Origin of the sequence: Thioalkalivibrio sulfidiphilus, assembly GCF_000377945.1 — a bacterium.
Classification (GTDB): domain Bacteria; phylum Pseudomonadota; class Gammaproteobacteria; order Ectothiorhodospirales; family Ectothiorhodospiraceae; genus Thioalkalivibrio_A; species Thioalkalivibrio_A sulfidiphilus_A.
This window is the reverse complement of record NZ_KB898953.1, coordinates 1-20035: the sequence shown is the minus strand read 5'-3', so window position 1 is coordinate 20035 and position 20035 is coordinate 1. Positions and strand designations below refer to the sequence as shown.

The following is a 20035-nucleotide window of genomic DNA, read 5'->3' as shown; positions in this document are numbered from 1 at the left end:
ATGATCTTGTTGCGTACTCGTTTGCCGAGTGTTGTTGGGGGCTTTCTCAGTTCTTCTCGGCAGGAGGAAGTGAGCTCCCCCCCCCCAGTTACGCAAGTTTCAACGGCTGTGCAATCTCGGTTGAGGTGACACCACACTCATCCCTCGGGAGTGCCTGTGTGCCCAGGATGCGAATGACCGGGTCCGGTGGTTACTAATTGCTACGGGGCGCAGTGCTCCTGGTACATGTGGTGCTCGGGCCTCCGATCGCGGGGGCGATCTGGGGAAATTTTATAATAAAAACAGTTCCTTAAGGTTATTTTCCCTCGCCGGATGACTGTCGTAGACCCGGCGATTTTTTGTAGGATTCTGCGCTGTTGGTAGGGTGAATACAAGCGCTCGCCCGGAGGGGGTGAGTGGGCCAGGCAACGAGTTCTGGATTGTTCTGGAGGCTCTGTTTGCCAGCCTGATTGGCTGGCCCCATCGCTCGGGATTGGTTTCAGTTCTCCTTAGTCCTGGCTGCGGCCTCTTGCGAGACGTATATCGGTCGTCGCGCAACTCTCAGAAACTAAATGAAAAATTATCTTCAGTGGGCGCAATGCGCAGCCTGGCAGATTGTTCCAGCGGGTGTCACCCCGGCGAGATATGCAGGCTAGCAAAGGTCATACGCTAGCCGTACCATCGATGCATGCGTGTCCTTCTTGTTTCCGAAACGTCCGGCCCTGGTGGGGCCGAAACTGCGATGCTCAATCTGGGGCGGGCGATGCGCCTGCGCGGACATGAGTGCCTGGTGGCCGTTCCTGCAGACGGTTGGGTGTCTAAGGCCGCGGAACAGCGGGGCTTGCCATGGTTGCTTTATACAGGCGGACGGAATGGGACCCGGACGGAGACGGTTCGGCGGCTCCGTCGTATTGTCATTGATAAGGGAATCGACGTTATCCATGCTCACATGTTCGACGCGTCGGTTTATTCGGCGGCGGTGTCCGCCCTGACGCGTGTACCGCTGGTATCCACAATCCATGGACATGCGGACCTGAAAGGGAGCAAGCGGACGCAATTAGCCAAGTGCCTGATATTGAGAGCGTTTGCCTCCGATGTGGTTTTTGTTTCCGAGGCGCTGGAGAGGCAGGTGCTGCATGATTTTCCTGTCATTCGGGCCAAGGCGAGGATGATACCGAATGGCATCCCTATTTCTGCGGAATCTGCGCTGAAGGAGAGAAATACATTCCGATCTGAGCAGCCATTTACGTTCGGCGCTCTCGGCAACATCAGAGAGCCCAAGGGGTATTCGGTCCTCCTGGATGCTGCCGCACAGATTTGTGCTGGTGAACAGTCGATCAGGATTCGGATAGCTGGCGAACCGGACAAGGCGGGGCTCTATGAGCGGTTGCTGAAGCAGCGTGAGGAACTGGGATTGCAGGGATGTGTCGAGTTTCTGGGGCATGTAGCCGATATCCAGGGTTTCTTCGAGAGCGTTGACTGTGTCGTTTCCAGCTCGCTCACCGAGGGAATGCCCCTGTCGTTAATTGAGGCGATGGCTCACGCGTTACCTATTGTCGCCACGCGCTGCGGGGGGGTGCCGGAACTGATCGAGCACGAAAAGCATGGTCTGTTGTGCGAGCCTGGCAACGCAGATGAGTTAGCCGCAGCGATGTTGCGCATGATGGGTAATCCTGCCTTGCGCGAAGATGTTGCCAAGGCTGCCTCCGAGCGTGCGATCAGTGGTTTCTCTCTGGATGTTATGGCGGATCGCTATGAGCGGCTTTATCTCAAGGCGGTGGGGAAATCGACTGCTTCTCGATAGAAACGATTTTGCCGGGTGTGTTTTGGTGCGTTCTCCTGGTGGCGATGCCAAGAGTACTTGTGAAAAAGGGATGGGTTAATGGGATTGCGTTCAAACGCCAATACGGCAGTGGAGTGGTTCGTCAATCGTGCTGGGATCAATGCATTCGGTGGGCGGGCGCCTGAGGTCAGGCCAGAGAGGCTGGTCTTCGTGTGCACTGGAAACATTTGCCGAAGTGCCTATGCTGAAGCGGTGGCTCGGTCCCTTGGCTTCGAGGCGGTTTCCGCTGGTGTGGATACAACGCCGGGCCTACCCGCGTACCCACAAACCATTGTTGAGGCTCAGGCCAGAGGCTTGGATCTGACTTCCCATCGAACCACGGCGTGGTCTGACCTGGAGCTGCGCCCAGGGGATCTCGTCCTGCCCGCCCAGTTGCACCATTTTCTAGCGGTGCGTCCTCGTGTTCGAGACGAGGGTTGTCAAGCTGTCCTTATGAGCCATTTCTGCGGAAACCCTTTTTCTGTGGTCAGAGATCCTTACGGGCGTGATGAGGCCGTATTCCGCGAGGTATTCGATCTGATTGATCGGGTGGTTCATGGTTTACACCAGAAATGGGGGGTGGGGTGATGCCAAGTGGTTCATCGCAATGGCTTCGTCGCGGGCGCGCTTTTGCAGCCAAATCCGTCAAGGATCTGCTGGGCCGGGTGCTCGTTCTGAGCGGGATGCATCATCGCCGCTTCCGGGGGCGGGGCATCATTGTCGCATTTCACTCCATCACCCAGGCGCCGAGCACCGGCGCACTTCGTTGTGGTGTTGACGATTTTGAGATTTATTGTCGTTTCTTCGCCCAGCATATGCGGGTCTGCACATTGACAGAGCTGGCTGAGCGGGTACGCGAAGGTCGCGAGTTGGATGGAAGCGTCGCCATTACATTTGATGACGGCTACGCGGACAACGCGGAGTTAGCGGCACCCGTGCTGAATCGGAATGCTCTCCCTGCCACATTTTTTGTCACCACGCATTTCATCGACTCAGACAGACAGGCCCCTTGGGACGTGTCGGCAGGCATCAAGAGCCGCTGGATGACTCGGCAGCAGGTAAAGGCGCTGCACGAAGAGGGTCATGAGATTGGTGCCCACACCAGGAATCACTGTGACCTTGGGGCAGTGCCGGAGGAAGAAGGGATCGCAGAGATAGAGGGCTCCGCGCAGGATATCCGTGACTGGGTAGGTGCGCCACCCAAGCATTTCGCGATTCCCTATGGGCGGGCCTTCCCCTCTCTCCCCCGAATTTCCGCTATTGCCAAAGAGAAACTGGGCTTCGAGACGGTGACCTTGTGTCGTGGTGGGTTGCTGAACCCCGAAATCCAGGTGCATGCCTGGGAGCGCATTCCAGTCTCTCCTGTTGACTATCTGTCGCCTTATGGCTGGTTATTCGATGTGGCTCGGGATGTGAACTTGTCCCATTCCTGATGCCCGACACCTCATCTCGCCCGGTGTCACTGAGACTTGGGATTGGCTGATTGGGTGGGCCGTGCCCGCCGGAAAAGCGAAAATCCTGTTCTCTCGCAGAGGCGCGGGGGCGCGGAGAACATCAACCCCATTACTCTCGCAAAGACGCAAAGGAAATCCCAAGAATTCCAAAGCATTTCTTGGCGTCTTCGCGTCTTAGCGAGAGAATCGATTTTGATTTTGCCTTTCTCTGCGCCCCCGCGCCTCTGCGAGAGGATGGGGTTTTTTGTTTCAGCGTAGCCCGTAGGATGGGTGAAGCGCAGCGCACCCATCAGACCCTGCCGGTATGGGCACGCGTTGCTTTGCCCATCCTACGGAGCTTGGACGCCCAGGTGCTCGGCGGCGTAGCGGCGCATGGACTGGAAGTCCAGGTGCATCTGGTCGGTGAATTCACAGGCGCGCTGTAGGGCGGGGGCGAGTTCTGAGGGCTTTTCAAAGTACTCATGCACCAGGCGGTTGCGCAGTCGCCTGATCTGAAGCCAGGCATCGGCCGAGTCTATGAGTCTGAGGCGCTCCATCTTCTCCAGATTGTCGATGGCGGCCAGGATCGGTTCGCCGGCAGCTTCGAGAAGGGCCGGAATGAGCTTGTCCATGATGGTGTCTTGCATGCGTCCGAACTTGGCGCCGAAGGACTCCAGGCGGTCGATGCCCAAATCGTTGGACAGCAGTTGCTCAAGACGGGTCTCGTTGACCACGCAATCATCATTCAACAGACGCGCTCTCACGCCGAGCAGGTGCTCGTCTTCCCGGTTGACGAGGTCAATCAGTCGCTGTAGCCGTTGGAGATCAGCATTCACAACACGACTCCTGTCTCCCGGGCATGCCGGTCAATCGGGCGGAGCGGGCGGTTCGGGTCGTGGGTGACGATATCGATACGCCGTTCGCCCAAGCGGCGCTGCAGGCGCGCGTAGAGCCGTAGCTCGCGGTCGAGCAGCTCTGCTTCCGTCCCAGGGGCCTCGATGTAGAGGTCGATGTCGCCGCCCCGGGCGGTGTCGTCTGTTCTCGAGCCAAACAGGTGTACACGCGCCTCCGGGCCGAAGATGGCGTGGATTTCTTCGCGGATGATGTCTTGCTGCTCCGGGGTCAGCCGCATGTGGGGGCTCCAGGGTCGTTTCTGGTCACGATACTGCTAATCGCGGTCGTTAGAAACCCCGTTTCTGCCACGGGCATGGGGAAGGCAAAACCAAAATCGGTTCTCTCGCGAAGCCGCTAAGACGTGAAGGAAGCTTTTGAATCAAAAAGCAAAGGCTGTTCTCTCGCAGAGGCGCGGGGGCGCGGAGAAAAGCATTTTGATGAAAAAGCCTTCCCCGTGGCTCTGTGGCTCTGTGGCTCCGTGAGAGGATGGTTCTGGTTTTCAGTCGTAGGCCGGACAAAGCGTAGCGGTGTCCGGCATAAGCTGCCCGATACCGCTTGCGCTCTATCGGGCCTACGGAGCTGAAAAAAAGCCAAAGGCTTGTTCTCTCACGGGGGCACGGAACCACGGGGAGGGCTTTTTGAACGTAACGGATTTTCTCCGTGCCTCTGTGGCTCCGTGAGAGGACTATTTTTGGGTTCTCAGTCGTAGGCCGGACAAAGCGTAGCGGTGTCCGGCAAAGCTGCCCGATACCGCTTGCGCTTTATCGGGCCTACGGAGCTGAAAAAAGCCAAAGGCTTGTTCTCTCACGGGGGCACGGAGCCACGGGGAGGGCCTTTTAAACGTAACGCCTTTTTTCCGTGGCTCTGTGGCTCCGTGAGAGGACAATTTTTTGGTTTTCAGCGATTCAGCCGCAGCAGATCCCTGAGATATTGGACCAGTTCGTAACGGGCCGGGCCCAGGTCGCCGAGGCGGTTGACTTCGTAGCGGGTGGTGCCGAGGCCGGGGTTGAGGAAGGCGAGGGCTCGGCGCAGGCGCTGGGTTTTGCTGAAGTCCCGGCTGTTGCGCAGGGTGAGGTAGAGGCTGTCCAGGTCGCCCATCAGCCAGCGCAGGCGTTGGCCGATGGGGTAGTTGGCCGGCGGGGTGGGGGTTTTCCCTTGGCCCATCTCGAACAACAGGTGGGGAAAGTCCAGGCCGCAGTCGATGGCCAGTTGCAGGGAGCCCCAGAAGCGGGGGTTCACTTCCATCAGGTAGGGCTCACCTTCGGGGGTGACCCGGAATTCCACCATGGCGACGCCGTGCCACTGGGCGTGGTCCAGCAGGCGGCGGGACATGTCCAACAGCCGCGGGTCCAGGGGCGCGCTTTCCGACAGGACGCTGACGCCGCCGGTGGGCGGTTTTTCCCGCAGGCGCTTGTGGGCGAAGAAGGTGACGGCCTTGCCCTGGTTGTAGAGGGCGAAGACGCCGGCGCCGCTGCCGGGGATGAATGCCTGGACCATGAAGGGGTGATGGCGCAGGTAGGGCAGGGTCTCGATCAGGCGCCGGGCCTCTTCCCTGGATCGGGCCAGGTGCACGGAGGTGGAGAGCCATCCGTTGCCGATCCAGCGGCGGGACAGGCAGGGCTTGAGGATGACCGGGTAGCGGTCGATGGCGTTGGGGTCGAACTGTTCGGCACCGATCACCAGCCGGGACTCGGGGTGGGACACACCCAGTTCCCGGGCCAGGGCAACCAGGCGTCCCTTGTCCGCGAGGGACAGGACGGTGTCCAGGGCGGGGAAGGGGAGCTGGCAGGGGAGGAGTTGCTCCCGGTGCATGAGGCAGAGGTAGCTGCTGATCTCGGTGGCGGGGAAGAGCTGTTTGATGCCGTGGATCTTGAGGGTGGCGGTGAGCCAGTCGATGAAGGCGCCGGGTTCGTGTTCCGGGGAGGGGCATTTCAGGTACTGGCTGGAGAAGCGGGAGGCGCCGGCCAGGGCGGTGTCGGTGTCGTCGGCGGTCAGGACCGTGATGTTGGGGTCTTTGCCCAGGGACCGGGTGATGGCCAGCGCGCTGCGTTGGTTGGCGTCGAGGACGAGTACGCGGGTGGTCATGGTGGGCTGGTGGTTTGGGCGCGGGGGTATTGTGCGGGAATGCGGGGGGAGTTCAAAACCTTATCCTCTCACGGAGGCACGGGGCCACGGGGGTATAGGGCGGGCCGTGCCCGCCGCAAAACCGAAAACCGGTTCTCTCGCAGAGGCGCAGGGGCGCGGAGAAGAGCGTTCTGATCAAAAAGCCTTCCCCGTGCCTCTGTGGCTCCGTGTGAGGATGGGCCTTTGTTGTTGTTCGCGGCTTTGCGAGAGTCATGGGGTTTGGTTTCCCCGCGACTCAGCGCCTCCGCGAGAGCGCAGGTTTTGTCAGCCGGGCTTCAGCCAGCGGCGCAGGACGTGGACGAGTTTGCGCAGCGGGTCGGGGTTGTCGAACAGGCGCAGTTCGGTTTGCAGTCGGGCGATCCGCTGGAGGGTGTCGGGCGGTAGGTCCCCGGCGGGTATCTGGCCGAAGTTGGTGTCGGCCTGGGCCGGGGTCTTGCTGCTGAGCAGCAGGCTGGTGACTTCGGGGAAGGACAGCACGTAGCGGGTGGCGAGCATCAGCAGGGGCAGATCATCGGGGCAAAGGTGTTTGAAGGCCTCGGCCTTGGCGGCGAGGTTGCGGATCTGCTCGGGGGTGAGTTCGGCGCGTTTGTCGCCCGGGGTGGTGAAACGGGTGTCGGCGCTGTATTTGCCGGTGAGGAAGCCGTCTTCGAGCGATGATCGGGCCAGCACGCCCTTGCCGGACTGGCGGATGCGCTCACGGTATTCGTGGAAGGGGCTGGGGGAGAGCAGGCTGATCTTGAGCTGGATGCCGTCCAGTTCCGGGGTGGCCAGGGCCCGCTCCAGGTCGCCGGCGGAATAGAGGGAGACGCCGGTGTAGCGGATCTTGCCTGCCTGTTTGGCGGCCTGAAGTTCATCGATGAGGTGGCGCTCCGAGGCGCCGGGCATCCAGTGGATCTGGTAGAAGTCGATGGTGTCGGTACCAAGCGCCTGGAGTTGCGCCTCCAGGGTCTGGCGCAGGCCGGGCTTCTGGCCGGAGTATTTGGAGGCGAGGATCCAGCGGTCGCGGCGGGTTTTGAGGAACTCGCCGATGATGGCCTCGGAGTCGCCGTAGACGGCGGCGGTATCGATGAAGTTGCAGCCCAGTTCCTCGGCCCGAGCGAGGGTGTCGAGGGCCTGCTTGCGGTCAACCGGGCCGAAGCTCTGCCCGCCGATGGCCCAGGCGCCGAAGCCGATTTCAGAGAGGTGGAGGTCGGTGTTGCCGAATCGCCGCTGTTTCATGGGGTGGAGTGTGCGGCAGGCGGTTTGGAATTCAAAGGCCTGTTGACTCGCGGAGGGGCGGGGAAGGTCGAAACCCTATTCTCTCACGGGGACACGGAGCCGCGGGGAAGGCATTTTGAACGTAACGTCTTTATCCGTGCCTCTGTGGCTCCGTGAGAGGATGGGGTTTTTGTTTCAGCGTAGCCCTAGGATGGGAGAAGCGCAGTGATAGGCCGGACAGAGCGTCGCGGTGTCCGGCATAAGCTGCCCGATCCCGCTTGCGCTCTGTCGGGCCTACGGAGCTATTGCGATGTTTCTCGTGGGGGCACGGAGAAAGGTATTTGGGAAAAGAGCCTTCTCCGTGGCTCCGTGTCCCCGTGAGAGGACGGGTTTGTGCTCTCTGCGGTTCCGCGTCCCTGCGGGATCAAGCGCTGGGGATCTGGACCTGGGCTTCGCAGGTGTAGATGGTGGTGTTGCAACCGTCATCGGTGCCAGTCGCCCAGCAGGTCAGACTGTTGGACCCGTTGATAACCTCTACATCGTGGCTGTAGATGCCTGAGCGGGTGCCCATCTCGATCACATAGCCTGCGACAGTTGTGCACTGCCCGTCGAGGGTGCGGGTGGGGGCTTCCCACGCGAGTGTCACGCGACTGCCGGCAGCGAGGGTGCCGGCGGCTTCGTTGGAGTAGGGGCTGTATTCGGTTTCTGAGTTGAAGGCCCGGACGGCCATGTACCAGGTGGAGGTGGTGCCACTACCGGTGTTGCCGCTGGAGCTGGAGGTGCTGCCGCCGTCTCCGCCGCCGCAGCCGGTGAGGAGGAATCCTGCCGCGAGCAGGGCCGGGAGGGTCTTGAGCAGCAACTTCAGCTTCATGGGGCTCCGGGTGCGGCCGCTGGCCGCAGTTTTGGACTCGGCGGTCATGGGCCGAGCCATGCCGTCTGCGCAGAGTTTGCGCTGAATACGGGTGTCATCTTCGGAGGTCTGACGGGCGGGTGAGCGGGTACCCGTGGCCGTGAGACCGGTCTTGGCCCTGTTGCAGTCAGCGCGCTGATCGCACGCGTGCACCTGTTGCATGATCATTTCGGTAACCCCGCTGTCCTGGATAATCCGTAGACCGGTGGTTTTGCGTCCCCGCCTTTCGGTCGGGTATGCCGTTTCGGTTGATCGACACTGGGCCGATGTTTGACGTTGGACAAATAGTGCTTGATCGGGACGGGCATCTCCGTGAAGGGCATCACAGCCCATGCGGCACTTCGTCAGCTTTTTGGGACCAATTTTCCGTATATCTGTGAATTTGCGACGTCTGTCACCCGAGCCTGGTTGGGTCGTGGAATCGGGTGTTTGTCAGAGCGTGGCTGACCCTCGATCACACCGTTCCTGACGATCTGCCAGGCGGCAGACTGGGGCGTCGGCTGTCGATCCGTACGCATTTGATTCACAATGTGGGTGCGTCGTGTCCAGCGGGGGCGGGCTTGATCCCTGAGATTGCAGGGTGGGTTTCGCTCACTCCCGGGCTTGGGTGGTACTGGCAGGTTTGGCTGTCGGGCTGAAGCCCGACCTGCGGGTGAGAGGGATGGGCTGAGGTCACGATTTACATGTCTGACGTGAACAATGGAGTGGTGTGCTGATGGGGGCTGCGGAACAACGACCTGTGTTGATGCTGGTGGAGGATGATCCGGGGCTGCTGAACCAGTTGCGCTGGTGTTTCGACGATTTCGAGGTGGTGACCGCGACCACCCGGGATGAGGCCATCGCCCAGCTGCGACGTTCCGAGCCCGCGGTGGTGACCCTGGACCTGGGGTTGCCCCCGGACCCGGGCGGGGCCAGTGAAGGACTGGCGACCCTGGAGCAGATCCTGACCCTGGCGCCGGAGACCAAGGTCATCGTGGTGACCGGCAACAGCGACCGGGAGAACGCGGTCAAGGCCGTGGGTCTGGGTGCCTACGACTTCTACCAGAAGCCGGTGGACGCGGATCTGCTCAACCTGATCGTCAAGCGGGCCCAGCGTCTCTACGAACTGGAGCGGGAGAACCGCCGTCTGCGGGATGGGGCGGGGACGACAGCCCTGCCGGGCCTGATTGCCGGCAGTCCTGAGATGCTCAAGGTCTGCCGTACCGTGGAGAAGGTGGCGCCGGTGGATGTGACCACCCTGCTGCTGGGCGAGAGTGGCACGGGCAAGGAGGTGGTGGCCCGTTCCATCCACGCCCTGAGCCCCCGCAAGGATTTCCGCTTCGTGGCCATCAATTGCGCCGCGATCCCGGACAACCTGCTGGAGTCTGAGCTGTTCGGCTATGAGAAAGGCGCCTTCACCGGCGCGGCCAAGCAGACCAAGGGCAAGATCGAGTACGCCGACGGCGGCACCCTGTTCCTGGACGAGGTGGGGGACCTGCCGCACCCGCTCCAGGCCAAGCTGCTGCGTTTCCTGCAGGAGCGGGTGGTGGAGCGGGTCGGCGGCCGGGAGGAGATCCCGGTGGATGTGCGTGTGGTCTGCGCGACCCACCAGGATCTCACGACACTGATCGAGGAAGGCCGCTTCCGCGAGGACCTTTTCTATCGTATCAGCGAGATGACCGTCACCATCCCGCCGCTGCGCGAGCGCAGCGGCGATACCCTGCTCCTGGCCCGGGCGTTGCTGGAGCGATTTGCCAAGGAGCAGGGGCGTCCCTTGAAGGGCTTCACCGCCGAGGCCCTGAAGGCCATGGAGCGCCATACCTGGCCCGGCAACGTGCGCGAGCTGGAGAACCGGGTGAAGCGGGCGGTGATCATGGCGGAGGGTAATCAGATCAATGTCGAGGACCTGGAGCTTTCGCCCGAGGGTGAGGATCCGTTGATGCTCAACCTGCGCCAGGTTCGCGACGAGGCCGAGGCCAAGGCCTTGCGTCGTACCCTGCAGATCGTGGACGGCAACATCTCCCGGGCCGCCGAACTGCTGGGGGTGAGCCGGCCGACGCTGTATGACCTGCTGAAGAAGCATGATCTGAATCGGTAGGGCGTCTGATCAGTTCGCTCACGTAGAAATTAATCCCAAAAAAATCAAAGGCTTTTACTCTCGCGGAGGCGCAGAGACGCGGAGAAGTCGCCATAGGGCGGGCCGTGCCCGCCGCAAAGCCCAAATCTTGTACTCTCGCGGGGACGCGGGGGTGATCAAACAACAACGCATATCCTCTCACGGGGGCACAGAGCCACGGAGGAATGAAGCTGATTGAAAGCTTTACCTACCCCTGAGTTCGTAGGGGTGCCAAGGATGGGATGATGAACCAAAGCAAATCGAAGGGTCCCCTCTCCCTCGGGGACAAATCCGCCTGGAGCGGATTTGAACAGCCAATAGGCTGGCCCGTAGGGTGGAGGGCAGGACGCCCGGAATAGAGGGACAGGGTGAGGGAAGGGTTAGGCTGGTAACATGGTTTACAGATTAAGCCGAGGACATGATTGGTCCCGGGGGGGGCTGGAATGAGCGAGTTGCATCGGATCACTGTGAAACCCGAGGTCTGCGGAGGACGCCCAACCGTCAGGGGGGTGCGGGTTCGTGTGAAGGACATCCTTGATCTTCTTGCAGCAGGTGCCTCACGTCAGGAAATTCTTGAGGATTATCCCTATCTTGAAGAGGGAGATATCACTGCCGCGCTGGAGTTTGCTGCCAGGCAGAGCGATCACCCCATTCTTCACGTCTCTGCTGCCGAACATCATTCAGTCTCTGGAGTCTGGTGAGATATTCCTTGAAGTCGATTAGGTATTAGGGGTGGTGTGAAGGTCAAACGCCAATCTCTTATACCAAAAAAATCAAAGGCTTGTTCTCTCGCGGGGGCGCGGAGACGCGGGGGTGATCAAGCAACAACAGATATCCTCTCACGGGGCCACAGAGCCACGGAGGAAAGAAGTTGATTGGAAGCTTTGCCTACCCCTGAGATCGTGGGGGCAAGGATGGAAGATGAACCAAAGCAAATCGAAGGGTCCCCTCTCCCTCGGGGAGTAAACAAAACCGTAGGATGGGTGAAGCGCAGCGCACCCATCAGACCTTGCCAGCATGGGCACGCGTTGCTTAGCCCATCTACAGAACTCCAGCCGCTTGGTCCCTGGACGGTTCTCTGTCTCTCTTGGCCGGGTTGTTATCAATGACTTTTTTGGTTCTGGCGTATGTCGGCGAGTTGTTTTAGAAGCTCGGGGAGCGCTGTCTGGACAGTGTCCCAGACTACGTCGAGATTGATGTCGAAGTAACCGTGGGCAATGCGGTTGCGCATGCCTCGCATGCTGCGCCACGGAACTTCAGGGTGTGAATTTACAAATCCTTCATAGCCTTCGATCACTTTCGTAGCGGCTTCGCCAATGATGATGACGCTCATGATGACAGCCTGCTGCGTTCGTTTGTCGGAAAGAAAACCCTGCTTGTCGAGGCCCTCCACGAAACCAAGGGCATCTTTTGCAGCCTGCTCCATGTGGTCCAGGTAGTCGCCCAGACGATTTTCGCTCATATGGGCCTGGCCTCTGCGAGTACCTTGGCCCGAAACACTGGTGGCAGATCATCAGGGGTCAACAGGTCAACGTGGATGCCCAGCAGGGTTTCCAGTTCATCTTGCAATCCACCCAGATCAAACAGCGTTGCGCCCGGCTCGGCGTCTACCAGCAGGTCTAGGTCACTGTCTTCGTGATCCTCGCCCCGTAACACCGATCCGAATACGCGAGGGTTATGCGCCCGGTGGGCAAGCACTATGCGGTGGATGTCGGCTCGACGAGCCTCCAGGGCGGTGGACGGGCGCATTGCAATTTTCTCCGGGAATCAAGCGCATATTATGATTTTCAGACTAACAGGAGCCAGCCGGGTGTCAACCGTCGGAACCTTGTCCTCTGGCCCCATCATGGGGTCACAGAGGCGTAGGGAAAAGGTCATTCCTAGTACTTCTGAGTGCGTGGGATTACCCAAGGATGGGATGATGAACCAAAGCAAATCGAAGGGTCCCCTCTCCCTCGGGGAGTAAACAAAACCGTAGATGGGTGAAGCGCAGCGCACCCATCAGGCCTTGCCGGCATGGGCACTATTGGCTGTTCAAATCCGCTCCAGGCGGATTTGTCCCTGAGGGAGAGGAGGGCAGATCTGTAAACCGGGCACATGGTTTACAGACCAACCCTCTCATATGCAGCGTCGTTGTAATTTGATGGGCGAATAAATAAACTAAGTCCGGTTAGCTAAGTTCTTATTGGGGTCGTATTGCCGCCATGGAAACAGTCAATATTCACGAAGCCAAAACCCAGCTCTCGAAGCTGCTCGACGGTGTCAGCAAGGGCAAGCCTTTCATCATCGCCAAGGCTGGCAAGCCCATCGCCCGGGTGGTCAGTATCGATGCACCTGAAGAGTGGCAGGTGAGAAGACTTGGCTTCCTGACGGGCCAGGTCCAGGTCCCGGATGACTTTGATCGCATGGGGGAAGAGGAGATCCTCGCTCAGTTCGGGGTAGACGATGCACCTGCTGCTTGATACGCATCTGTTGCTCTGGGCCGCCGCCATGCCGGACAGGCTCTCGCAGGAGGCCGTGGCGCTGATCGAAAACCCGGATAACAGGCTTGTGTTCAGCGCGGCCAGTCTCTGGGAAATCACGATCAAGCGCAGCCTGGGTCGTACCGATTTCCATGTGGATCCCGCGCTGTTGCGCCGTGGCCTGGTTGAGAACGGTTACGAGGAGTTGCCCATCACGAGCACCCATGCCATCGCCGTCGGTCATCTTCCGCCGATCCACAAGGATCCGTTTGACAGGATCCTGGTTGCCCAGGCTGAATCCGAAGGGATGCTCCTGCTGACCGGCGACGATCAGGTCGCCGCTTATCCTGGTCCGATCCAGCGGGTTTGAATCCGCGCCACGCTGGAGCTTGCTGACAGGTAGTGTGACAACCCGATGCTTGATGTTGTCTTGTCGCAGAGACTGCGGTTAGGTTGGTTTCGTGAAGCTGCGAAAACATCAAAGGCTTGTTCTCTCGCAGAGGCGCTGGGGCGCGGAGAAAAAGCATCCTGATCAAAACAGCCCTCCCCGTGCCTCCGTTATAGGGGAGGATTTCGGTTGTTCATTCCCTGCGTCTCCGCGACTCCGCGAGAGGATGGGTTTAGGGTGGAGGGCATGGCTCGCCCTCTGTTTCTGAGCTCTGTGTCCCGTGAGAGAATCACGGTTTGAATTTCCTTTCACGGATCCAGATTGCGGCATCACAGGCCCTTGAACCTCATTCCCACACGCATCTGGCGATATGCAGCCCTGGCCTGGCTGGGGGTGGTGCTGTATCTGACCCTCTTGCCCTTTACCTTTGGCGACATGAGCTTCGCCGAGGCCTGGGCGCGTTATCAGAACATACGCTTCGATGGGAGCGGTCCCCGGGCGCGGCAGCAGTGGGTCTCCAACGTGCTGATGTTCGTGCCCCTGGGGTTTCTGTGGGCGGGCTGGTGGCTGCATCGCGTTCGCAGTCCCTGGCTGCAGGGGGGCGGCGCTGTGCTGGTGGCGGGCTTCTGCCTGCTGGTGACCGCCAGCGTGGAGTTCCTGCAGTTCTGGATCCCCAATCGTGGCCCCTCCCTGACGGATATCAGTGCCAATGCCACCGGCGGCGTCATCGGGGTGCTGGCCTGGCTGGTGTCGCGCGTGCCGGTTGTGCGCCAGGCTGCCAGGGGACTGATCCAGCGTCAGCATGGTCCTGGTGCCTGGCTGCTGGTGTATCTGGCCGCCTACGTGTTTGTGAGTCTGCTGCCTCTGGATCTGGTGATCTCGGCGCGGGAGTGGTCCGCCAAGCTGGCCTCCGGCCAGTGGGGGCTGTTCGTGGCCGAGCAGGGCTGCTGGTGGGGTGTGCGATGCGTGACCCTGCATGTGCTCGAGGTGTTGCTGATGCTGCCGCTCGGGCTCTGGGTGGCCTGGCGGATGGATGTCTCCGGTTACTGGTCCCTGGTGTGGGCGGGGGCCCTGGGGGTCTTGCTGGGCCTGCTCGTGGAACTGGGGCTGCTGCTCACGGTATCGGGGGTCTCCGAAGGGGCCTCGGTGCTGCTGCACGGGCTGGGTGCGGTGCTGGGGGCCATGCTGTGGGCTTGGCGGGAGAGGCTGCCGTGGCAATGGCTGTCTGCCAACCTGCGCAGTCTGCTGCTGGCGATGCTGCCGGTGTACCTGCTGGTGGCGTCACTGGTGGTACTCGCGGGGAGTGAGGGCTGGGCGACGCTTGAGGCTGCCATGGCGCAGTTGCAGTCCTTGCGCTGGCTGCCCCTTTACTACCACTACTTCATCGCCGAGGGGCAGGCCATCCGCAGTGTGTTCATGAACCTGGGTGTCTATGCCTTCCTGGGGCTTGGGCTGTGGCTCTGGGATCTGCGCCGGCCGGGTGGCGCCGTGGCGCATCGGGGGGTATGGGCTGCGTTGTTTGCCTTTTCTCTGGCCAGTGCGCTGGAAACAAGCAAGCTGTTCCTGGTGGGGCTGCGGCCCGACACTGCGGCGCCGATCCTGGGGGCGGTTTCTGCTGCCGGGGTCTATCTGATCCTGTGGTGGATGCTGGATGGGTTGCGGTGGCGGCGTTGAGGGGAAGACGCGCTACTCTTACGGGGGCTGGGGAAAGGCAGAAGTATGTCCTCTCACGGGGGCACGGAGCCACGGAGGACAGGCGTTTTGATGAGAAGATCCTTCCCCGTGTCTCTGTGGCTCCGTGAGAGGATGGGTTGGGAAGGACCGCGTTATCGCCCAGCCCGCTGCCACCAGTCGCGGTTGGCCAGGTACCAGTTCACCGTCTTGCGCAGACCTGTTTCGAAGCTTTCGCGGGGGTGCCAGCCCAGTTCCCGATCAATTTTTCCTGCATCCAGGGCATAGCGAAAGTCATGTCCGGGGCGGTCCGGGACATGGGTGATCAGCTGTCTGTGTGGCCGATGACCCGCGTCGGGAATCAACTCATCCAGGAGTTCGCAGATGCTGGTGACCACGTCCAGATTGCGGCGCTCGCAGCCTCCGCCCACGTTGTAGGTCTCACCGACACGGCCCTGTTCCAGGATGCACACGAGGGCGTGCACCTGGTCCTCCACGTATAGCCAGTCCCGGATGTTGCTGCCGTCGCCATAGACCGGCAGGGGTTTGCCTTCCAGGGCATGGATGATCATGCGGGGGATGAACTTCTCCGGGTGCTGATAGGGGCCGTAGTTGTTTGAGCTGTTGCTGGTCACCACGGGCAGGCCATAGGTGCGATGCCAGGCGCGCACGAGGTGGTCTGAGGCGGCCTTGCTGGCGGAATAGGGAGAGTTGGGGGCATAGGGGCTTGCCTCGGTGAAAACGCCCGTGCCGCTCAGGCTGCCGTAGACCTCGTCGGTGGAGACTTGCAGGAGTCGGAAGCGGGCCCTGGCATTGCCTTCCAGTTCATTCCAGTAGGCGCGCGCGGCCTCCAGCAATGTGTAAGTGCCGACGATGTTGGTGTCGATGAAATCCGTGGGTGCCGCGATGGAACGGTCCACGTGGGACTCGGCGGCCAGGTGCAGGATGCCGCTGGGTCGGTGTTCGCGCAGGATGCGATCCAGCGCGCCACGGTCGCGGATGTCCGCATGCTCGAAGCGGTAGCGTGGCGAGTCTGCCACCGTTGCCAGGGAGCGGGGGTTGCCGGCGTAAGTGAGCCTGTCGAGATTGACGACCCGGTAGCCGGTCTTGTCGATCAGGTGCCGGATCAGCGCGGAGCCGATGAAACCGGCGCCGCCGGTGACAAGCAGGGTGTGGTTCATGGTCTCGCACAAAATAGGGCGGGCCGCGCCCGCCGTCCAGCCTGTTGACGCAGGCTAAGGTAATCAGTTTTGGCGATTGCTTGACTCTACACCACAAACTCCAAACCCATCCTCTCACGGAGCCACAGAGGCGCAGGGAAGTCTTTACTCATCAAAATGCCTTTCCTACGTGTCCCCGTGCCTCCGTGAGAGGACATATTGTTGCCTTTCCCTGCGCCCCCGCGTCTCAGCGAGAGAGCACGCTTTTTAGGAACCGAGCTTGCGCTCCCAGGCCAGGGCGGTCTCCACGATGCGGTCCAGGTCATCCAGTTCGGGGGTCCAGTCCAGGGTCTGGCGGATGGCGTCGGTGACGGCGATCAGCTGGGGCGGGTCGCCGGCACGGCGTTCGGCTTCCCGGACGGGCAGGGGGCCACCGTGGGCGCGCTCCACGGCCTCGATCACCTCGCGCACGCTGTAGCCGTGGCCATAGCCCACGTTGAGGGTGCGGGACTCGCCGCCGTTTCTGAGGTAATCCAGGGCGCGGACGTGGGCGCTGGCCAGGTCGGTGACGTGGATGTAGTCACGCACGCCGGTGCCGTCGGGGGTGGGGTAGTCGGTGCCGAAGATGATCAGTTCCTTGCGCTTGCCGAGCGCCGCCTCGCAGGCCACCTTGGTGAGCAGGGTGGCGTTCTTCGTGGACTGGCCGATGCGCCCGGCCGGGTCGGAGCCGGCCACGTTGAAGTAGCGCAGCGCCACGTGGCGCAGGTCCGTGGCGGCGGACAGGTCCCGCAGCATCCACTCGCTCATGAGCTTGGAGGTGCCGTAGGGATTGATGGGGGCGGTGGGGGTGTCCTCCCGGGCGAGTCCCCCTTCGGGGATGCCGTAGACGGCGGCCGTGGAGGAGAACACGAAGTGCTTCACGCCGGCGTCGCGGCAGGATTCCAGCAGGTTGCGGGTGGCGCAGGTGTTGTTGCGGTAGTACTTGAGCGGGTCGGAGACCGACTCCGGCACGATGGTGTGGGCGGCGAAGTGCATCACCGTGTCGATGTCGTGGGTCTTCAGGGTCTTGGCCACCAGGTCCCGGTCGGCCACGTCGCCCTGCACGAAGGTGCCATGCAGCACCGCCTCCCGAAAGCCGGTGGACAGGTTGTCCAGCACCACCACCCGCTCGCCGGCCTCCGCCAGCATGAGCGCCACATGGCTGCCGATGTAGCCGGCGCCGCCGGTGACCAGGATCCCTTTGTCTGACATGGTGATTGCTCCCTTGGATGTCTAAATCAAAGGCTTATCCTCTCACGGGGACACGGAGGCACGGATAGAAAAAATTAGGAAAGTTCTTCCCCCGTGTCTCCGTGCCCCCGTGAGAGAATAAGGTTTTTATCCCCGCATGCCTGCGCCTCTGCGAGAGAACAGGTCCTTGAATTTACGCCGTTTTTCCCCGGCCGATGGCGTAGTAGTCGAAGCCCATGGAGGCCATGTGCTCTGGATCGTAGAGGTTGCGGCCGTCGAAGATCGCGGGCTGTTTGAGGGCCTGGCGGATCTGGTCGAAGTCGGGGCTGCGGAAGACGTTCCACTCGGTGACGATGGCCAAGGCGTCGGCACCCTCCAGGGCCTGTTCGGGGCTCTCGCACAGGGTGAGGTCGTCGCGCTTGCCGTAGATCCGCTCGCATTCATCCTCGGCCACCGGGTCAAAGGCCCGCACCTTGGCGCCAGCGGCCCAGAGGGCCTCCATGAGCACCCGGCTGGAGGCCTCGCGCATGTCGTCGGTGTTGGGTTTGAAGGCCAAGCCCCAGAGGGCGAAGGTGCGGCCGGAGAGGTCCTCGCCGAAGTGGCGGGTGATCTTCTGGAACAGGCGCTCCTTCTGGCGGTCGTTGACCGCCTCCACGGCCTCCAGCAGGCTGGCCTGGTAGCCCACCTGGCGGGCGGTGCGCTCCAGGGCCTTGACGTCCTTGGGGAAACAGGAGCCGCCGTAGCCGCAACCGGGGTAGATGAAGTGGTAGCCGATGCGGGGGTCGGAGCCGATGCCCTGGCGCACCTGCTCGATGTCGGCACCGAGCTTCTCGGCCAGGTTGGCCAGCTCGTTCATGAAGCTGATCTTGGTGGCCAGCATGGCGTTGGCGGCGTACTTGGTGAGCTCCGCGGAACGCACGTCCATGACGATGACCCGGTCATGGCTGCGGTTGAAGGGGGCGTACAGGGCACGCATCAGCTCGGCGGTGCGGGGGTTGTCGGTACCCACCACCACCCGGTCGGGCTTCATGAAGTCCTCGATGGCGGCGCCTTCCTTGAGGAATTCCGGGTTGGAGACCACGTCGAATTCGCCCCCGGTGCCGCGCTCGGCCAGGACCTTCTGGATGGTCTCGCGCACCCGGTCGGCGGTGCCCACGGGGACCGTGGACTTGTTCACCACGATGCGGTACTCGGAGAGGTTCTCGGCGATGCTGCGGGCCACGGTGAGCACGTGGCTCAGGTCGGCGGAGCCGTCCTCGTCCGGGGGGGTGCCCACGGCGATGAACTGGAACAGGCCGTGGCGGACGCCCTCGGCGGGGTCCAGGGTGAAGGTCAGGCGCCCGGCGCGGATGTTGTCCAGGACCATGTCCTCCAGGCCCGGCTCGTAGATGGGGATCTGGCCCTGCTTGAGGCCCTCGATCTTGGCGGGATCGATATCCACACACATGACATGGTTGCCGACCTGGGCCAGGCAGGCGCCGGTGACCAGTCCCACGTAACCGGAACCGTAGATGGTGACTTTCATGGGGGGTATGTCTCCTGGGTGTCAAAAAGCCGGGCATCCGTGTTCCGGTTGCCGTATGATTCGCGCTCTTCAGATGGCGCGCATCCTAGCAGATGCCCGTGTCCGCTTCATTAAATGGCTGCAGGGGCGTCGCAGTGCCGCCCGGTCAGGTGCGGCGGGGTGGATTTGCGGTTGACAGGCCGGGGTCCCTGGCCCACAATTAGCGGCTTTCGTTTTGGAGGGGTTCCCGAGCGGTCAAAGGGGACAGACTGTAAATCTGTTGGCACTGCCTTCGAAGGTTCGAATCCTTCCCCCTCCACCAATGTATTCAGGGCCTCCGGACGGGCCGCGACAGCAGGGCCATCCGGGAGCCATCTTCCCCTGGGGGGAAGGATTCGAGCCGAAACAAGGGTTCGACGGCGTCGCCGGGAGCGATGCCGAGCGCCGCGACAAAGCGCGGCAGCCCGTGGCGCATGAATCCCGCGCCGGGCGCCGCCGGTCAGGCGGGTCGTGCATGACGCGGGTGTAGTTCAATGGTAGAACCTCAGCCTTCCAAGCTGATGGTGTGGGTTCGATTCCCATCACCCGCTCCACTGAACTGATGGCCGCATGGCGGTCCACCATGTAAAGAGTTGTAGAGAGTTCGGCCCATATAGCTCAGTCGGTAGAGCACTTCCTTGGTAAGGAAGAGGTCACCGGTTCAAGTCCGGTTATGGGCTCCATGTTTGAGTAGTCTCGGGTACTGGCCACAATCTTCTTAAAGAACGTCAACTGGGGTGTTAGACCATGTCCAAGGAAAAATTTGAGCGTAAGAAGCCGCATGTAAACGTGGGCACCATTGGTCACGTGGACCATGGCAAGACGACGCTGACGGCGGCGCTGACGGTGTGTCAGGCGAAGAAGTTTGGTGGTGAGGCCCGTGCCTACGACCAGATTGACAACGCCCCTGAAGAGCGCGCCCGCGGCATCACGATTGCCACCGCGCACGTGGAGTACGAATCCGCGAACCGCCACTACGCGCACGTGGACTGCCCCGGCCACGCCGACTACGTGAAGAACATGATCACGGGTGCGGCGCAGATGGACGGCGCGATCCTGGTGGTGTCTGCTGCTGACGGCCCGATGCCCCAGACCCGCGAGCACATCCTGCTGGCCCGTCAGGTGGG

Annotated in this window: 19 protein-coding genes, 3 tRNA genes and 1 riboswitch; of the genes, 12 read left to right on the top strand and 10 right to left on the bottom strand. The window is 61.6% G+C overall.

The window, feature by feature from the left end:
* Positions 1-667: 667 nt before the first annotated feature.
* From D580_RS0112230 to D580_RS15875, 3 genes are all read left to right on the top strand, one after another.
* Positions 668-1783 carry a glycosyltransferase family 4 protein gene (locus tag D580_RS0112230; protein WP_081617283.1) on the top strand — a complete coding sequence of 372 codons (1116 nt, stop codon included), beginning with the start codon at positions 668-670 and terminating at the stop codon, positions 1781-1783.
* Positions 1784-1861: 78 nt separating this feature from the next.
* Positions 1862-2389: a hypothetical protein gene (locus D580_RS17085; RefSeq protein WP_081617282.1), complete on the top strand. Its 528-nt coding sequence runs from the start codon at positions 1862-1864 to the stop codon at positions 2387-2389.
* The gene (locus D580_RS15875; protein ID WP_196799743.1) at positions 2389-3234 is read left to right on the top strand and encodes a polysaccharide deacetylase family protein; all 846 of its coding nucleotides are present in this window, start codon (positions 2389-2391) and stop codon (positions 3232-3234) included. Before D580_RS17085 ends, D580_RS15875 begins: the two co-directional genes overlap by 1 nt.
* Before the next feature lie 350 nt (positions 3235-3584).
* On the opposite strand, the gene D580_RS0112220 is transcribed toward D580_RS15875, so the two are convergent.
* The 5 genes from D580_RS0112220 to D580_RS0112200 all read right to left on the bottom strand — a co-directional run bounded on the left by D580_RS0112220 (position 3585) and on the right by D580_RS0112200 (position 8512).
* Positions 3585-4070, bottom strand: a complete 486-nt coding sequence (locus tag D580_RS0112220) for a hypothetical protein (protein WP_018954666.1) — start codon at positions 4068-4070, stop codon at positions 3585-3587.
* Complete coding sequence (locus tag D580_RS0112215; RefSeq protein ID WP_018954665.1) at positions 4067-4366, bottom strand: nucleotidyltransferase domain-containing protein; 300 nt, start codon at positions 4364-4366, stop codon at positions 4067-4069. The genes D580_RS0112220 and D580_RS0112215 overlap by 4 nt, the downstream gene beginning before the upstream one ends.
* A 659-nt stretch (positions 4367-5025) precedes the next feature.
* Positions 5026-6213, bottom strand: coding sequence for an ATP-grasp domain-containing protein (locus tag D580_RS0112210; RefSeq protein WP_018954664.1), 1188 nt, complete (start codon positions 6211-6213; stop codon positions 5026-5028).
* Between the two features lie 303 nt (positions 6214-6516).
* Complete coding sequence (locus D580_RS0112205; RefSeq protein ID WP_018954663.1) at positions 6517-7470, bottom strand: aldo/keto reductase; 954 nt, start codon at positions 7468-7470, stop codon at positions 6517-6519.
* A gap of 403 nt (positions 7471-7873) precedes the next feature.
* Positions 7874-8512: a hypothetical protein gene (locus D580_RS0112200; RefSeq protein WP_155999840.1), complete on the bottom strand. Its 639-nt coding sequence runs from the start codon at positions 8510-8512 to the stop codon at positions 7874-7876.
* Between the two features lie 15 nt (positions 8513-8527).
* A riboswitch (cyclic di-GMP riboswitch) is annotated at positions 8528-8610 on the bottom strand.
* A gap of 464 nt (positions 8611-9074) precedes the next feature.
* On the opposite strand from D580_RS0112200, the gene prsR reads away from it, so the two are divergent.
* Together prsR and D580_RS16310 are read left to right on the top strand one after the other, a co-directional pair.
* The gene (prsR, locus tag D580_RS0112195) at positions 9075-10436 is read left to right on the top strand and encodes a PEP-CTERM-box response regulator transcription factor (protein WP_026289950.1); all 1362 of its coding nucleotides are present in this window, start codon (positions 9075-9077) and stop codon (positions 10434-10436) included.
* A gap of 461 nt (positions 10437-10897) precedes the next feature.
* Positions 10898-11155 carry a DUF433 domain-containing protein gene (locus D580_RS16310; protein WP_081617280.1) on the top strand — a complete coding sequence of 86 codons (258 nt, stop codon included), beginning with the start codon at positions 10898-10900 and terminating at the stop codon, positions 11153-11155.
* Between the two features lie 401 nt (positions 11156-11556).
* Here D580_RS16310 and D580_RS0112185 read toward each other — a convergent pair whose 3' ends face one another.
* Together D580_RS0112185 and D580_RS0112180 are read right to left on the bottom strand one after the other, a co-directional pair.
* Complete coding sequence (locus D580_RS0112185; RefSeq protein ID WP_018954659.1) at positions 11557-11916, bottom strand: DUF86 domain-containing protein; 360 nt, start codon at positions 11914-11916, stop codon at positions 11557-11559.
* Positions 11913-12203, bottom strand: a complete 291-nt coding sequence (locus D580_RS0112180) for a nucleotidyltransferase family protein (protein WP_018954658.1) — start codon at positions 12201-12203, stop codon at positions 11913-11915. Before D580_RS0112180 ends, D580_RS0112185 begins: the two co-directional genes overlap by 4 nt.
* 455 nt (positions 12204-12658) lie before the next feature.
* Between D580_RS0112180 and D580_RS0112175 the strand changes: the two genes are divergently transcribed.
* The 3 genes from D580_RS0112175 to D580_RS0112165 all read left to right on the top strand — a co-directional run bounded on the left by D580_RS0112175 (position 12659) and on the right by D580_RS0112165 (position 14978).
* Positions 12659-12916 carry a type II toxin-antitoxin system Phd/YefM family antitoxin gene (locus tag D580_RS0112175; protein WP_018954657.1) on the top strand — a complete coding sequence of 86 codons (258 nt, stop codon included), beginning with the start codon at positions 12659-12661 and terminating at the stop codon, positions 12914-12916.
* Entirely contained in the window at positions 12900-13286 is a 387-nt protein-coding gene (locus tag D580_RS0112170) for a type II toxin-antitoxin system VapC family toxin (RefSeq protein ID WP_012638900.1), read from the top strand. Before D580_RS0112175 ends, D580_RS0112170 begins: the two co-directional genes overlap by 17 nt.
* Before the next feature lie 357 nt (positions 13287-13643).
* Complete coding sequence (locus D580_RS0112165) at positions 13644-14978, top strand: VanZ family protein (protein ID WP_018954656.1); 1335 nt, start codon at positions 13644-13646, stop codon at positions 14976-14978.
* Positions 14979-15130: 152 nt separating this feature from the next.
* Here D580_RS0112165 and rfbB read toward each other — a convergent pair whose 3' ends face one another.
* From rfbB to D580_RS0112150, 3 genes are all read right to left on the bottom strand, one after another.
* On the bottom strand, positions 15131-16156 hold the full coding sequence (gene rfbB / locus D580_RS0112160; protein WP_018954655.1) for a dTDP-glucose 4,6-dehydratase: 1026 nt from the start codon (positions 16154-16156) through the stop codon (positions 15131-15133).
* Positions 16157-16402: 246 nt separating this feature from the next.
* Entirely contained in the window at positions 16403-17386 is a 984-nt protein-coding gene (galE, locus tag D580_RS0112155; RefSeq protein ID WP_018954654.1) for a UDP-glucose 4-epimerase GalE, read from the bottom strand.
* Between the two features lie 172 nt (positions 17387-17558).
* Positions 17559-18890, bottom strand: a complete 1332-nt coding sequence (locus tag D580_RS0112150; protein WP_018954653.1) for a UDP-glucose dehydrogenase family protein — start codon at positions 18888-18890, stop codon at positions 17559-17561.
* A gap of 216 nt (positions 18891-19106) precedes the next feature.
* On the opposite strand from D580_RS0112150, the gene D580_RS0112145 reads away from it, so the two are divergent.
* From D580_RS0112145 to D580_RS15525, 4 genes are all read left to right on the top strand, one after another.
* A tRNA-Tyr gene (locus D580_RS0112145) sits at positions 19107-19191 on the top strand.
* Positions 19192-19388: 197 nt separating this feature from the next.
* Positions 19389-19462 (top strand) — tRNA-Gly (locus D580_RS0112140).
* Positions 19463-19515: 53 nt separating this feature from the next.
* Positions 19516-19591: transfer RNA gene (locus tag D580_RS0112135), tRNA-Thr, on the top strand.
* A 64-nt stretch (positions 19592-19655) separates the two neighbouring features.
* Positions 19656-20035 (top strand): GTP-binding protein (locus tag D580_RS15525; RefSeq protein WP_018954652.1); only part of this gene is annotated, 380 nt, incomplete at its 3' end.